This is a genomic window from Nitrospina gracilis Nb-211 (assembly GCF_021845525.1).
Classification (GTDB): Bacteria; Nitrospinota; Nitrospinia; order Nitrospinales; family Nitrospinaceae; genus Nitrospina; species Nitrospina gracilis_A.
In genome coordinates, this window is record NZ_JAKJKD010000001.1 from 1,692,140 (window position 1) to 1,706,910 (window position 14,771).

13 protein-coding genes and 1 tRNA gene are annotated in these 14,771 nt (G+C 56.9%); all 14 read right to left on the bottom strand.

Annotated features, from left to right (window positions below):
- Positions 1-67: 67 nt before the first annotated feature.
- The gene (locus J2S31_RS08055) at positions 68-2,848 is read right to left on the bottom strand and encodes a c-type cytochrome (RefSeq protein ID WP_237098572.1); all 2,781 of its coding nucleotides are present in this window, start codon (positions 2,846-2,848) and stop codon (positions 68-70) included.
- Positions 2,849-2,868: 20 nt separating this feature from the next.
- The gene (locus J2S31_RS08060; protein ID WP_237098573.1) at positions 2,869-3,684 is read right to left on the bottom strand and encodes a cytochrome C; all 816 of its coding nucleotides are present in this window, start codon (positions 3,682-3,684) and stop codon (positions 2,869-2,871) included.
- 55 nt (positions 3,685-3,739) lie between these two features.
- Complete coding sequence (locus J2S31_RS08065) at positions 3,740-4,564, bottom strand: cytochrome b N-terminal domain-containing protein (protein ID WP_237098574.1); 825 nt, start codon at positions 4,562-4,564, stop codon at positions 3,740-3,742.
- A gap of 63 nt (positions 4,565-4,627) precedes the next feature.
- On the bottom strand, positions 4,628-5,059 hold the full coding sequence (locus J2S31_RS08070) for a QcrA and Rieske domain-containing protein (RefSeq protein WP_237098575.1): 432 nt from the start codon (positions 5,057-5,059) through the stop codon (positions 4,628-4,630).
- A 277-nt stretch (positions 5,060-5,336) separates the two neighbouring features.
- Positions 5,337-6,683, bottom strand: a complete 1,347-nt coding sequence (locus J2S31_RS08075) for an FAD-dependent oxidoreductase (RefSeq protein WP_237098576.1) — start codon at positions 6,681-6,683, stop codon at positions 5,337-5,339.
- Between the two features lie 83 nt (positions 6,684-6,766).
- Positions 6,767-7,123 carry a hypothetical protein gene (locus J2S31_RS08080; protein WP_237098577.1) on the bottom strand — a complete coding sequence of 119 codons (357 nt, stop codon included), beginning with the start codon at positions 7,121-7,123 and terminating at the stop codon, positions 6,767-6,769.
- Positions 7,124-7,163: 40 nt separating this feature from the next.
- A tRNA-Leu gene (locus tag J2S31_RS08085) sits at positions 7,164-7,248 on the bottom strand.
- Positions 7,249-7,260: 12 nt separating this feature from the next.
- Entirely contained in the window at positions 7,261-7,572 is a 312-nt protein-coding gene (secG, locus tag J2S31_RS08090; RefSeq protein WP_237098578.1) for a preprotein translocase subunit SecG, read from the bottom strand.
- 15 nt (positions 7,573-7,587) lie between these two features.
- Positions 7,588-8,343, bottom strand: a complete 756-nt coding sequence (tpiA, locus tag J2S31_RS08095) for a triose-phosphate isomerase (RefSeq protein WP_272908671.1) — start codon at positions 8,341-8,343, stop codon at positions 7,588-7,590.
- A 22-nt stretch (positions 8,344-8,365) separates the two neighbouring features.
- Positions 8,366-9,385 (bottom strand): type I glyceraldehyde-3-phosphate dehydrogenase, encoded by a 1,020-nt coding sequence (gene gap / locus J2S31_RS08100; RefSeq protein WP_237098580.1) that lies wholly within the window; start codon positions 9,383-9,385, stop codon positions 8,366-8,368.
- Between the two features lie 201 nt (positions 9,386-9,586).
- A complete protein-coding gene (locus J2S31_RS08105) occupies positions 9,587-10,330 on the bottom strand; it encodes a pyridoxine 5'-phosphate synthase (RefSeq protein WP_237098581.1) in 744 nt (247 codons plus the stop codon).
- A gap of 1 nt (position 10,331) precedes the next feature.
- The gene (gene folP / locus J2S31_RS08110; RefSeq protein WP_237098582.1) at positions 10,332-11,153 is read right to left on the bottom strand and encodes a dihydropteroate synthase; all 822 of its coding nucleotides are present in this window, start codon (positions 11,151-11,153) and stop codon (positions 10,332-10,334) included.
- A 112-nt stretch (positions 11,154-11,265) separates the two neighbouring features.
- Positions 11,266-13,197, bottom strand: a complete 1,932-nt coding sequence (ftsH, locus tag J2S31_RS08115) for an ATP-dependent zinc metalloprotease FtsH (RefSeq protein WP_237098583.1) — start codon at positions 13,195-13,197, stop codon at positions 11,266-11,268.
- 110 nt (positions 13,198-13,307) lie between these two features.
- Entirely contained in the window at positions 13,308-14,726 is a 1,419-nt protein-coding gene (tilS, locus tag J2S31_RS08120) for a tRNA lysidine(34) synthetase TilS (RefSeq protein WP_237098584.1), read from the bottom strand.
- Positions 14,727-14,771 lie beyond the last annotated feature (45 nt).

The following is a 14,771-nucleotide window of genomic DNA, read 5'->3' on the forward strand; positions in this document are numbered from 1 at the left end:
CAACCTTCCAAACAAATGAACGATAAATGCACCGGACTATACAACAAACCCGGTCTTTCTAACAAAATCAGAAATCGTCTTCGGCGAACTCGCTGTCCTCATCATCGCCGCCTTCGCTCTCGCTTTCCGAGTCGCCGCTTTCTTCGGCCCCTGCGGAATCGTCAAACCCGGCATCAAAGAAACCGTCCATGAACGGTTCTTCCTCTTCGAGGGACAGGCTGAGGTCAAGCCCAGGAGTGTCGTAAGACACCAGCAGGTCGGTGATATCCTGAGCCTGCTTGTCGATGTCGCCATTTTCGATCGTACTCAATTTGTGGAACTTGGTCTGAATGGTGTACTGCCCGTCCTCTTTCGGCCAATGGTTGGGCATGGGCGTCCACGGAATCATTTCGCGGGTGTCTTTCAACCACTTTGGAATCCATTCCTCACGCAGGCGTTCCTGAGCAATCTTGAACTCAATACCCTTGTCGCCGCCGTCGTGACATTTACCGCATTCCATATAGTTGATCATCTTGATGCCGTTTTCAATGGAAGCCTTGTCTTTCTTCAGATGAACGCCTGCTTCGTACTTGATTTCACCCGGCGCCACCAGTTCGAAATAGGCGGTCAAGTCACGCAATTGCGCGTCGGTCAGATTGAATGTCGGCATTTTGACTTCGATCCACTTGCGGACAGGAGTCGGCTTTTTCATGAACGAGTACAGCCAGGAACCTTTCAACCGGTCGCCTACGTGATACGTTTTGGTTTCCAGCGGAGGCGGATACTGTGCGGTGGATTTCAGGTGTTCCTGGATGTCACCGCCATACCCTTCCACAATATGGCACCCCCGGCAGTTGAATTGCGTGATCAGGCGCCGGCCGCGCTCAATGGTCAATTCATCCTTTGAATAATTCCGCTTGTAACGTTCAGGTATGTACAACCCGTTCAAACCCCGCAGGAAAACCATCAGGGCCTCAATCTCGTCTTCTACCAGCTCGAAATCCGGCATTTTGTCGAGAATGCGTTCCGTGCGGTAAACCGTGGGATTCTTGAGTTTATTGTAAGTCCAGTCTTCCCAGGTGTGGGGAATATGCGTATCGGCAAACTCCAGTTCACGCACCTGTTTGCTGCCGAAGGAAGACAACTCCGGAGCAATCCGGCCTTCCTCTTCCATGCCTGGCACATTATGACAGGCGAAGCAGCCGCGGGTGCGCACCAGCTTCTCGCCCAACGCGATGGTATCGGGATCTTTGTATTTCCGTTCGATGCCGGGGATCTCAACCGGCTTGCCAAACTGGATCAGATATGCGGCGATGTTCGATGCCTCCTCCACGCTCAGGCGCATGTCCGGCATTTTGCTTTCATGGTTGTAGTCGCGGGGATTGCTGAGCCAGCTCACGATCCAATCCGCGCTCACCTTCTCGCCGATGTTACTCAGGTTCGGTGCGAACAGCTCTCCCTTGTCTTTCAACTTATGGCAAGCCTGACACCCGACAGATTCAAAAAGCTCCTGCCCTTTTTTGGGATCGCCTCCCTTGAATTTTTCAGGAAGCTTGTACCCTTTTTCGGACTTATCCCAAAGGTACGCTGAAATGGCGAGCGCATGTTCGTCGCTCAAACCAAAATCCGGCATGCGGGTTGTCGGCAGGTAATCTTTCGGCTTTTTGACCCAGCGGTACAGCCAACTCGGGTCCACCTTGGCGGCGATTTTACGGAGACTCGGGCCCACCTTGCGTTCGTCCGCAAACTCCTGAACCAGATGGCAGCCGTGACAGCCCAGCTTCAAGAAGAGCTTTTTGCCCTTGGTGAGAACGGGAGCGCCTTCCAGGCTGACCACTTCCGCATGACAGTTCGTGCAGTTGGACTGCATGAGATTGCCCGGCAGAAGGGGTTCGTTGATGCCGAGGGTCTGGTCCATTTCATGATGGGAACCATGCGCGTCCTCAGTCGGAGCGGTGGCAGTGCCCTGCCCTCTGTGGCACCAGGTGCACCCCGTCTCAAGGGGATCGTGATGCTCAATCAAAACTTCGCGATTGGGATGGGTCTTGAGGGGTTGCTCGAAATCCTTATAGTAAGCATCATCGTAGGAAACGTGACAGGTATGACAGCGGTCCACCTTGTAAATGATTTCGCCGAATTTATTTTTGGCGGAACCGGGAATGACGGTCTGCTTGATTTCAGCAGGCCGCAGGAACAGGTTGAACGGCTTGTAATGATCCATCCTCTGGGCGAGGATGATCTGCTTGCTGGTCAGGGCCGCCAGCTCATTTTCCAGGTTTTTCTTGCGGGCCTTGAACTCCAGAAGCTTGGCTTCCGCCTCGTCGCGCTTCCGGGTGAGATCCTCGATGATGGGCTCGAATTCGGCGATGTGGTGCTCGGTTTTCTCGACGCGGTTCAGCTCGACTTCATAGTTCTTGCCCTCGTGCTGAGCCTTTTTGTAGTAATAGTAATATTCGTCCAGCCGGCTTTTTTCGAATTTCAGCTCTTCCTTGGCATCATCCAAAGCCACCTGGGCATTCCAGGCCGCATCCGCCAATTGCTGGTATTCCTCATCGCTCTCCAGCTTCTCTTCTTCTTTGGCGATGGCCTCACGGAGTTCCTGAGACCGACCGGCAATCTTTTCGTTGACCTCCAAGTATTCCGCACGAGTCCGTTCATACTGGGCTTCGTTGTAGACACCCTGAAAGTCCTTGTAGCCGCGCCGGATGTATTCGTCGTCCCAGAAAGCCCACAGGGTCACAAACAGCAACGCGCCGGAACAAAGAAAGAATAAAAAGCTGTATGAAGTTCGCTCGTCAAACTCCGAATCCTGAAACGCGGAGTCGTCCTTATTTACTTCCTCTTGAGGATCTTTAGTTTCTTCAGCCATGGATGTTTCTGAAAAGCCCGTTAAACGTTAAACCAGGGGGTGACCCATATGTATTTGATATTGAACCCGAGTCTCAAGGCAATCTTGATGACGATGCCGATCATGATCAAATACAACTGCACCTTAAGGAACATACGGAGGAAGCCAACGGTCTTGAGGGCTTTTCGCTCCATGAAAAAGTAGACGGCGGTCCCGACGGCAAAATACCCGAGCACCACGACACCACCGACCAGCATGGCCATGTCATACGTGCGCACGCCGAGCGCATAGGGGAGATCGACGTTGGTCAAGGCCACAACCTTGTGGGGATCCCAATACTGCCAGGGCATGAACAGGTTCCAGCCCGGCCCGCGCAGAAACACGCCCATGATGATGAGCGCAATCCAAAGAACCAGAAAACCGAAACTGTAAACCCAGATCGCCAGTTTGCGCTCGGCATAGGTGTAGTAACCATTGCCCTTGGGGTTCACATCGAGATAGGGGATCAACATGAGTCCGACGATGATGAGAACCGGCGCCACCACGCCGGCAAACCACGGATCGAAGTACACCAGGATGTCCTGCAGACCGAGGAAGTACCACGGGGCCTTCGACGGGTTGGGCGTCTTGGTCGGGTTCGCCGCTTCTTCCAGCGGCGCGTCGATGAGAATCGACCATACCGTCAACAGAACGCTGACGATGATGGCACAGAGAAATTCCAGACGGACCAAATAGGGCCAGACGTGGACCTTCTCCGGCAGATCCTCTACTTTCTTTTTCGGAGCCGCCTTAGCAACCGGCGCCTTGGCGGCCGGCTTGGCGGGTGGCTTGGCAGGTGGTTTCTCTGCGGTCCCCATAGAAAGACTTCCTATCCTTCAAAAAAGTTTCAATCAGCGAAACAGGTAAAACGAATCAAAGCGGCCCGGAAATGCCCCCGTCCTTACGGATTCGCCAGAAATGGACGATCATCAGGGCGCCGGCCACCAAGGGTATCAGAATGCAATGCAACACATAAAATCGAAGCAACGCAGGCGGGCCCACGAGACTGCCGCCCAACAGCACGGAACGGGCATCGTACCTCGCCGTCACGCCCACATACTCGGCAAACGGTCCCTCATGACCGAGAAACGGCGTCGCGCGTGCCATGTTGGTACCTACGGTGACCGCCCACATGGCCAGCTGATCCCACGGCAGGAGATAACCGGTAAAGCTGAGCAAAAGCGTGAAGGTAACGAGAAACACGCCGATCACCCAGTTGAATTCGCGAGGCGGCTTGTAGGAGCCGGTTAAAAACACCCGGAACATGTGCAACCAGACGGTGATGACCATCGAGTGCGCGGCCCATCGGTGCATGTTCCGCATCAACATGCCGAACGGAACATCGTATTGCAGGTATTTCATGTCGTAATAAGCGTACTCACCCACCGGACGGTAGTAGAACATCAGGATGATGCCCGTCACGACGAGGGACAGGAAAAGCAGGAAGGTGATGCCCCCCATGCACCAGGTGAACTTGATGCGCAACGCATGGCGATGGATTTTTACGGGATGCAGGTGCAGCCAGACGTTACTGGCAATCTGCAGAACCCGGTTGCGCGGGGTATCGGCATATCCGTGACGGAACGTGGACGTCCACACCTGGGATTCGGTAAACTTCTCCGCCGCTTCCTCAAAAAGCTTTCCGCTTTTGATGGACTCTTTGATCTCTTCAAAATTCGGAATTTTGGGTTTAGCCAAAACTCAATCTCCTAAACACTGCTGATTAATCGAATAAAAAAAGGGGGTGCGGAATCACGACCATCAGGTTCTCAGGAAAGCACCGGGCTCGTCCCACTCGCCTTTTTCATAAAGAAACACCTTGCTTTTATCGATCACAATCTCACCGTCCGGGGCGATACCCACCTTCAACCGCTCCAGCGGCCGCGGAGCCGGACCCTCGAAATTGATTCCATCCATGGTGAAACCACTGCCGTGGCACGGGCACTTGTACTTGCCTTCGGACCGCAACCACAAGGGGGTGCAACCGAGGTGCGTACACCGGGCCAGGATCGCATACAACCTCTGCTCTTCCCGAACAATCCAAACCCGCTGGTCTTTAACCCATTTGGTGCTCACTTCTCCCACCGTGTAATCGCTCACCTTACCGGCTTTGAATTTGGGGGAGGGCTCGAACAACACGCGCGGGAACAGCAAACGAAGAAAATAAACGGACGACAAACCCATCGTGGCCATGAAACCGGCCCAACCGGCATACGAGAAAAAGTCCCGCCGGGAATAGAGATTGTTGGGTTTTTCCTTACCGCCCTTGTCCTTCGCTGCAGGCTTGGCTGGAGGGACATTTGGATTTTTGGAAGGCTGTGCCATAAGTTCTTTTAACTCAAATGTTTATATAAATCCTAAAATCCTGGATGATCGTGCAAGAATGGACATACCACTCTAGCAAAGGATGGTTTTTAACATAATTAGAAAATGGAGTCAAGGTAAGAACGTGACATCACAAACCGTTGAATTATGGCCTTGGAGTCAAACCGCGCAGGCAGGCCCGCGCGGCCTCTAGAATCCCCGTCGAGGCGTCTCCAAAACCGGGTAAAAGTTGAGCGAGGGCTTTCACCGTCATGCCCCGCTGAATGGCCAGCGTCACCACGGTGAGCATTTCCGGGGCACCCTGCCCCAATATCTGTGCGCCGATGACCTTGCGGCTTTCGCGGTCGGCCAGTAGTTTGCAAAAACCACCGCCCTGCCCCGGCACTTCCTCCGCATTCAAAGGCAATCCGTCGTAACGGCCTTCCATCGGCTTCAAAAATCCCTTGTGGTGCGCGTCTTCGACGCGGCATCCCACGGCGGCAATCGGCGGCACCGCATGCAGGCGAAAAGGAAGGGCATCTTTATCCAGAACCCTTTCCTTACCGAGTGCGTTCTGCACCGCCGCGCGCCCTTCTTCCACCGACCGTTCCGGTGACCGTTCATGCCCTGTTACACTGCCCGCAGCGAACACGTTTTTCACCGACGTCCGCATGCAGGCGTCGGCCCAGATTTCGTGACGGTCTCCCATCTCCATGCCCAGCCCGGCTTCCACCGAGCCGGGGGTGCGGCCCACCCGCTGGTAACCGACCAGAATCGTTTCGGCCGAAAACTTAATGCCGCCATCGAGGGTCACATCGATGCCACCGTCTTTCCGCAGGATGGACAAAATCTTTTTATTGAGCAGGGACTTGATCTTGACCCGCTTCAGCCCTTTCTCCAGGGCGTCAACCAACTCCGGGTCGCGGTCGGCGATGAGCCGTTTTTGTTCGTTGCAGAGGAATACCTTGGTGCCCAGCCGGTTGAAGAACAGCGCCGTCTCGATCGCCGCGACTCCGTCGCCCAGAATCAGAAGCGATTCGGGCAACTTCTCCAACTCCAGAAACCGGTCCACAGGCAGAATAGTGGCTTCGTCGAACGGAACGGTGGCAATGGATTCGGCATCCGATCCCATCGTCAGCATCACGTTGCGGGCCTGAATTTCCTGCTTGCCGCTTTCGGTTTCGACACGCAGGGTGCCGTTTCCGGCAAAAGTGCCCTTACCTTCGATCAAAGTCACACCGCAGGCTTCGAGATCACGCCGGGCCTGGTCGGAAGCGGCCTGCGCAATGGAGGCGATACGTGAGCGCACCGCGCCCCAATCGACAGGCTGGTGGGCCCCGAATTCCGGGTCGGCGAGCAAGGTACGCACGGGGTGGAGCCCGCGGTGAAGGTAATGGCCGCCCACCGCATCCATCTCCACAAGGCACACGCGCGCGCCCATGTCAGCGGCGTATCGGGCGCCGGCCAGACCGGCGGTGCCGCCTCCCAGGATGGCGAGATCAAACTGGCTCATTCAAACTCTCCCGACTTCATGCCCGGTTGAACTAACAACATTTAAACACAATCCGGAAACCCGCCGCAATTGCCCTTTCTGTCTCATAATACGCTCAGCGCCGCCATGCCGATCAACAGAACCAGCCCGACGGAGGAGATCACCGCATGCAGGGTGACGTTCATTTTGCGGCTGAACGGGATGGCAGTCAGGAAGTAGGCGGCGACAAAGTAAACGAACCCGTCGTTGCCCTGAAGCTGGTGGTTGACATAGAGGAACAGGCCCAGCATGGCGACCGCCGCGACATAGACATAACGGTGTAGGCGGTACCAGCGTTTGCGCCGGTCTTCCGGCAACATGCTGACGCCGATGATGATGTTGGCGAAGACGATCAGGATGGCGAGAAACAGGGTCTGAAAGCTGGGATGGGCGAACAGATCGCCCAGCGTTTGAATCTGCATGATTCAAATTCGGAGGAACTTGCCCCTGCAGGCAAGTGGATGGTGCCGATGGGGAGATTCGAACTCCCACGGGTTGCCCCATACGCCCCTCAAGCGCACGTGTCTACCAGTTCCACCACATCGGCATGCATGCGAATTTATTTCTTGGAATCGTTCTGGGCCGGTTGGGTCGGGATGGTTGTGCTTTCCTCGACTTCATTGATCACCGAATCCTGCTTCTTGCTGGACAACACGGTGGCCAGACTGAGGGACGTGATCATGAACACAATGGCCGCGATGGTGGTGAGCTTGGTCAGGAAGTTCCCTGCCCCACTGCTCCCGAACATGGTCTGGCTGGACCCGGAGCCGAACACCGCTCCCATGGCCGCACCTTTGCCCGACTGCAACAGGACGACAAGAATCAGAAATACCGCGGCGACAATGTGTAAAACCGTAACAAACGTACTCAAACCAACCTCCTTGAATTACTCAGCCGAGCCAATAATAGCACAAAACAAATCCGCGTCCAAACTTGCGCCGCCTACCAGCGCACCATCGATATTATCTTCCGCCAGCATACCGCGGCTGTTCTCTGGCGTCACGCTCCCGCCATAAAGCACCCGGGTCGTTTCCGCAACGGAGGGGCCATACAATTCGCCCATCCACTTGCGAATCAGGCAATGCACCTGCTCGGCCTGCTGCGGGGTGGCGTTCTTGCCGGTGCCGATGGCCCACACCGGTTCGTAGGCAATGACCACATTGCCTGCCTCAGACGAAGTCACGTCCTTCAGCCCTTCGGTCAATTGCAGGTGCACCACACTTTCGGTCTGTCCCGCATTGCGTTCGGCATCGGTTTCGCCGACGCAGAGGATCACTTTCAGATTGTGATCGAGCGCGTGTTTCACCTTTCGGTTGATGAGCGCCTCCGATTCGCCAAACTGACGCCGGCGTTCGGAGTGACCGACAATCACCCAGCCGCACCCGGCCTCCACCAGCATGGGCGCGGAAATTTCTCCCGTATAGGCTCCCGCATCTTCGGCGAACACGTTCTGAGCGGCCAAGCCGATATCCGTTCCCTTCAGCAACGACGCCGCAAGCGCAAGCGAGGTGAACGGCGGCGCCACCACCACTTCCGCCGGACAATCGGAATCCAATCGCCGGGTCAGGTTCCGCAACAACCCTTCCGTTTGGGACAGGGTTTTGTTCATTTTCCAATTGCCGGCAATCAGGGTCTTTCGCATAAAGCCCATGGAAAGTTGGCGCTCAAATTCCTTTTTTGATTATGAACTTCAAAATGTCCCGCGTGCGCGAAGAGTATCCCCACTCGTTGTCATACCAGGACAGCACCTTGACCATGTTCTTGCCCATCACCTTGGTGGAAGGGCCGTCGATGATTGAAGAGTCCTCGTCGCCGTTGAAATCGATCGACACCAGAGGTTGTTCTTCCAGACGCAGGATGCCTTTCAGCTCCCCTTCCGCCACTTCCCGGAACATGGCGTTGACTTCCTCCGTGGTGGTCTCCTTCTCCACATCCGCGACGAAGTCCACCAGGGACACGTTCGGCGTGGGAACGCGGATGGCCATGCCGTCGAGGCGGCCCTCCAACTCCGGCAAAACGAGGCACACCGCTTTCGCCGCCCCCGTGGTGGTCGGGATCATCGACAAATTCGCCGCCCGCGCCCGCCGCAGGTCCTTGTGCGGCAGGTCGAGAATACGCTGGTCGTTGGTATAGGAATGGATGGTGGTCATCAATCCCTTTTTGATCTTGAGCCGGTCGTTCAGCACCTTCACCATCGGCGCCAGGCAGTTGGTGGTGCAGGAAGCATTGGAAACGATGTCGTGCTTTTTGGGATCGTATTTTCCCTCGTTGACGCCCAGCACCACCGTCACATCCGGATCGGTGGCGGGGGCGGAGATGATGACCTTTTTCGCACCGGCCTTCAGGTGCTTGGCCGCGGCATCGCGCTTGGTGAAGATGCCCGTGGACTCGATCACCACATCGACGCCCAGCTCTTTCCACGGCAACTCCGCCGGATCCTTTACGGACAGGACCTTGATCTTTTTCCCGTTGATGACGAGGTGGTCCCCGTCCGCCTTCACCTCACCCTTGGTGACGCCCTGCACGGAATCATATTTATAAAGGTGCGCGAGCGTCGCCGCATCGGTGAGGTCGTTGATGGCCACAACGTCCACCAGTTCGCCGCATTCCTTGTCGTTCATGATGCACTTCAAAACGTTGCGGCCGATGCGGCCGAAACCGTTGATACCCACTTTAGTGGCCATTTACCAATACCTCCAATCACTTGCGCTTTGCTTGGACTGACAACACGTTGGCCCGGCCCCAAGGGCGGGGGCGGGTGCGTGGTTTATTTTCGCTTGCTTCCGTGGTTTGTTCAACGCCAATGTGGCGGGACGTTAACAGGGCAATGCGGGATTACGATTATGGTGCAAATTGCTTGCGGGGTCAATAAGACGAAACCGGTTTCATGCGGAAACTGTTCTCTGCGCCACACCTTTTTCGATGCATCGGATCATGTCGCGGACGGCCTGCTCCATGCCACAGTACACCGACCGCGCCACCAGGTTGTGGCCGATGTTGAGTTCCTCGATCTCCGGGATGGCGGCGATGGAGACCACGTTCTCGTTGTTCAACCCGTGCCCGGCGAACACGCGCAGGCCCAGTCCTTTCGCGTGGCGCGCGGCGGCCTGGATCTTTTTGAGCTCCCGTTCGACCTGCTCCGGGTCGGTGAGCTCGGTATACAATCCGGTGTTGATCTCGATGCTGTCCGCTCCGATTTCCTTTGCGGCGTCGAGTTGCTCCAGGTCCGGGTCCACGAACAGGCTGAACCGGATGTGGAATGGCGCGAGGCGCTGACGGATTTGCCCAAGAGATTGTTTTTTTGAAATCACGTCCAGCCCGCCCTCGGTGGTGATCTCCTGCCGTTTCTCGGGAACGAGCGACACCTGGTAGGGTTTGACGTTAATGGCAAGCTGGACCATCTCCTCCACCGCTGCCATCTCCAGGTTGAGCGGCGTGCGGATGCCCTGCTGAATGCGGTGCACGTCCTGGTCCTGAATGTGCCTCCGGTCCTCGCGCAGATGCACGGTGATGCCATCGGCCCCGGCCTGCTCCGCCAGACGCGCCGCTTTCAGCGGGTCCGGTTCCACCGTCTTCCTCGCTTCCCGCAGGGTGGCGACGTGGTCCACGTTGACAAACAAACGTATCATTTCATTCCTTCCGGTACTTGCGGAGTTCATCCACAATCTTGATGGCGCGCGCCGTCGCCAGCACATCGTGAACGCGCAGGACACGGGCGCCCTTCAACACGCCGACCACGGCCGCGGCCAGCGACCCCTCCATCCTTTCCTCGATGGGCAGGTCCAGGATTTTACCAATAAACGCCTTGCGGGACACACCCAAAAGCATGGGTTTTCCCAGCGCGGCCAAGCGGTCGAGATTCGATACCAGCTCCAGGTTGTGCTTGAGCGTTTTGCCGAAACCGATGCCGGGATCGATCATGATTTGATCCGCGGGAATGCCTGCGAATTCCGCTTCGGTGATACGCCGGTCGAGAAACTGGTAAACCTCCTCCACGCAATCGACGTACTGCGGATCGATCTGCATGGTCTTCGGCGTTCCCTGCATGTGCATGATGATCACCCCCGCCGGGTAACGCGATACGATCTCCGCCATTTCCGGAAAGCGCAGTCCATAGATGTCATTGATCCAGTGCACGCCGAGATCCAGCACCCGGCGCGCGACATAAGGCTTGTACGTGTCCACGGAAATGGGGACGGGTATCTCCCGCACCAGGGTTTTCACCACCGGCTCCAGCAGTTTCCATTCCTGTTCGTCCGGGATGGGCTCCGAGCCTGGGTGCGTCGATTCCGCACCGATGTCCAGCATGTCCGCGCCGTCTTCGATCAGACGTTCGGCGGTTTTCAGCGCGTCCTTTTCGCTGGAAGAATAGCTGGAGCGAAAAAAAGAATTGGGCGACAGATTGATGATCCCCATGATCCGCGTTCTGCCGGAAAAGAAATCATCGTTCATACAACCACTCTCCTCCTTTCTCGTTCAAATAAGGAAACAAAAAAAGCTCCAAACAGGCCATAGCCGGAATGGAGCTTTGATTGTTCAAACGGTTCTCAAACCACGGACCGCCTCAGGCAGGGGTGGGATCGGGTACGCCACCTCCGCCCATCAGGCCTTCATCGAGGCCTTTGGCTTTCTTGCCTTTCTTGGCATCCTCCGCCTTCAACTCGGCGGCCGGTTCGGCCGTGCCGGAATCCGAGTCCGAGTCCAGCGGGCGGTTTTCGATGATGGCTTTGATTTCCTCCAAGTCCAGGGTCTCCCGCTCCAAAAGTGCAACCGCCAACCGCTCCAATGCGTCGCGGTGTTCGGTCAGCAACTCCATGGCGCGATTGTAACCACCCATGACCAGCGCCTTGACCTCAAGGTCGATCAGCTTGGCGGTTTCGTCGCTGAAATTCTTTTGCGCGGAGAAATCCTTACCCAGGAACACCTGCTCTTCCTTGGTGCCGTAGGTCAACGGACCCATCTTTTCGCTCATGCCCCACTCACAAACCATCTTGCGCGCGGTTTCGGTGGCGACTTCGATGTCGTTGCCCGCACCGGTGGTGATCTCACCCAGGCAGACCTCCTCGGCCACGCGCCCACCCATCATGATGGCGAGACGGTGAATGAGGTATTCCTTCGGATACGTGTGCTTCTCGTCCTCCGGCAACTGCATGGTCACACCCAGAGCCCGGCCACGCGGAATGATGGTGACCTTGTGCAGGGGATCGGTCCCCGGCAAGAGGTACGCCACCAGCGCATGCCCGGCTTCGTGATAAGCGGTGGTTTTCTTTTCTTTCTCCGTGATCACCATACTGCGGCGCTCGACGCCCATCATGACCTTGTCCTTGGCGTTCTCGAAATCCACCATGGTCACGACCTTCTTCTCCTCGCGCGCGGCAAGGAGTGCGGCTTCGTTGACCAGGTTGGCGAGGTCCGCACCGGTGAAGCCCGGCGTGCCGCGGGCCACCACTTTCAGGTCCACGTCATCGGACAGAGGCACTTTGGCCGTGTGCACTTTCAGGATGCCCTCGCGGCCCTTAATGTCCGGACGGCCGACCACCACCTGGCGGTCAAACCGGCCCGGGCGCAACAGCGCCGGATCGAGAACGTCGGGACGGTTGGTCGCCGCGATCAGGATAACGCCTTCATTGTTCTCAAAGCCATCCATCTCGACCAGTAGTTGGTTGAGCGTCTGCTCGCGTTCATCATGACCACCGCCGAGACCCGCACCGCGGTGGCGTCCCACAGCGTCGATTTCGTCGATGAAGATAATGCACGGGCTGTTCTTCTTGCCCTGCTCGAACAGGTCGCGCACACGCGAGGCGCCCACGCCGACGAACATCTCGACGAAGTCCGAGCCGCTGATGCTGAAGAACGGGACGTTGGCCTCGCCGGCAATGGCGCGGGCCAGCAGGGTTTTCCCCGTACCCGGAGGGCCAACCAGCAGGACACCCTTCGGGATCTTGCCGCCCAGCTTGCTGAACTTCTGCGGCTCCTTCAAAAACTCGATGATTTCGTGGAGCTCTTCCTTGGCCTCGTCACAACCGGAGACATCCTTGAAGGTGGTCTTGGTTTTGCCCTCGTTCATGAGGCGCGCCTTGCTTTTCCCGAAGGACAGCGCCTTGCCGCCTCCGGACTGCATCTGGCGCATGAAGAAAATCCAGATACCGAGAAGCAGGATCATCGGGAACCACGAAATGAGCACATTCATGTACCAACTGGTCTGCTCCGGTGGCTTCACCACCATGCGGACGTCTTTGTCCCGCAGGGATTTGATGAGATCCGGGTCCTTGGACGGAGCGTAAGTCTGGAACGTCTGGCCATCGGTGTATTTGCCGGTGATGTGGTCGCCCTGCATGACCACTTCCGCCACCTCACCGCTCTCCACCTTGTTCATGAACTCACTGAAGACGATCTCCGACTGAGGGGTTATGGGTTGGTTGAAGATATTGAACAGGGCTATCAGGATGATGCCGATAACCAGCCACAACGCGAGATTTTTATAAAATTGATTCAAGGCCGTCTCCTTCTATATCGTATCTGGGCAATTGCCGTCCTGTTTTCCCATGGTAGCACAATTTATCCCGTGTTGGCGGGTTTCTTGCCCATCGTGTTGGCGCCCCTCTTTCATTCCAAAACCCTGATATTCAATGTTTTGCGGGTTTGATCCGAAATGCGGTACAGCTCCGAAATGCGCCCCTCAACAACCCAGATAATATGATCCTGCGCGGTTGTCAACACGGTCATCCGTTTTCTTTCCGCGCGTGGGATTTTCTGGTCCTTAAAGTAGTCCTTCAGCTTTTTGGTTCCCTGCATACCAAGTGGCTGAAACCGGTCGCCCGGCCGCCAGTATCGGATTCGCAGGGAAGCCCCGGTTTTATCGAAGTCCAGAAGCGCCTGATTGGGTTTCGCCGCGCCCTGATGAACGCCCTGCTCCACCTCGATCGAGATTCGGACCCCCAAAGCGTCCACGGCGGTCACGCCGGGAACCTGAAGCGCCAGCCCCTCTCCTGACAAAGGGTTGTCACCATTTATGATGCCGGATTTGGGCTCCGGGATTTTATATATCTTGAGGGAATTGACCTCGCGCTCGGCCGCCCAGTGCCCAGGCAGGGAGACCACCTTGCCACTTTTGCCCTCTTCCAGCAATTCCAGCACATTCAGGATGTGGCCGAAGGTGAACCGGCGCAGGGTGCCGCATCCGCGTTCCAATGCCAGCCGCACCAGCCTGGCTTGCAAGGCCGGCGACAACGCTTTCAGGGCTTCGCATTCCAGAACAACGTGGTGACTCAGGGGCTCCACCCGGCCCAGCCGCTCGAACCAGTCCTCGGTTTCACGATTCAAATGGTCTTCTTCCCACTGAAGAATGCGCGCGGTCTGGTGCAGGGCCTGACGGGCCTGCGGATTGTATTCCTGCTCCAGGTGCGGAATCAACTCCATCCGGATGCGGTTACGCAGGTACCGGGGGTCGCGGTTGGTTTCATCTTGCCGGTACTCGATCCCCTCTTCCTGGAGAAAATTCACTGCCTCCGAGCGCGTGCAATTGATCAAGGGACGGATGAGATTGTCGCGCACCGGACGCATGCCGCTCAGCCCGCGCGGCCCGCCGCCGCGCAGCAGGTTGATGAGCACCGTCTCCGCCTGGTCGTCCACGGTGTGGGCCAACGCCACTGTGTCGGCCGACACCCGTTCCCGCACCGATTCCAGAAATCGAAGCCGGACGGTGCGTGCCGCTTCCTGAAAGGACATCCCGATCTTCTCCCGCTCGCCGGGCACATCGCGCCGTTCGATCACGACAGGAATCCCCAGTCCGGCCGCGGTTTGGCGGACGAATTCGGCGTCTGCCGCCGATGCCCCCCCGCGGGTTCCGTGATCCAGGTGCGCCACGGTCAGGCGCAAATCCAGACTGGAGCGCAACCGCACCAGAGCGTGCAAAAGCGCCATGGAATCCGGACCACCGGAAACGGCGACGACCAGGTGGTCTCCTGGCTTCACCATTTTGTGGACCACGAGGGTGCGCTGAATTTTTTCAGGAAAAGAAAGCATGCCGCCCCTGAGGGGGATAAGAGACCGGGACAAAAAGGCAGGAAC

Bases quoted from the DNA above. Each gene is read 5' to 3' on its own strand.
- J2S31_RS08055 (WP_237098572.1), bottom strand. From the start codon at position 2,848: ATGGCTGAAGAAACTAAAGATCCTCAAGAGGAAGTAAATAAGGACGAC.
- J2S31_RS08105 (WP_237098581.1), bottom strand. From the start codon at position 10,330: ATGATACGTTTGTTTGTCAACGTGGACCACGTCGCCACCCTGCGGGAA.
- J2S31_RS08080 (WP_237098577.1), bottom strand. From the start codon at position 7,123: ATGCAGATTCAAACGCTGGGCGATCTGTTCGCCCATCCCAGCTTTCAG.
- tpiA (WP_272908671.1), bottom strand. From the start codon at position 8,343: ATGCGAAAGACCCTGATTGCCGGCAATTGGAAAATGAACAAAACCCTG.
- gap (WP_237098580.1), bottom strand. From the start codon at position 9,385: ATGGCCACTAAAGTGGGTATCAACGGTTTCGGCCGCATCGGCCGCAAC.
- J2S31_RS08070 (WP_237098575.1), bottom strand. From the start codon at position 5,059: ATGGCCACGATGGGTTTGTCGTCCGTTTATTTTCTTCGTTTGCTGTTC.
- folP (WP_237098582.1), bottom strand. From the start codon at position 11,153: ATGAACGATGATTTCTTTTCCGGCAGAACGCGGATCATGGGGATCATC.
- J2S31_RS08075 (WP_237098576.1), bottom strand. From the start codon at position 6,683: ATGAGCCAGTTTGATCTCGCCATCCTGGGAGGCGGCACCGCCGGTCTG.
- J2S31_RS08060 (WP_237098573.1), bottom strand. From the start codon at position 3,684: ATGGGGACCGCAGAGAAACCACCTGCCAAGCCACCCGCCAAGCCGGCC.
- tilS (WP_237098584.1), bottom strand. From the start codon at position 14,726: ATGCTTTCTTTTCCTGAAAAAATTCAGCGCACCCTCGTGGTCCACAAA.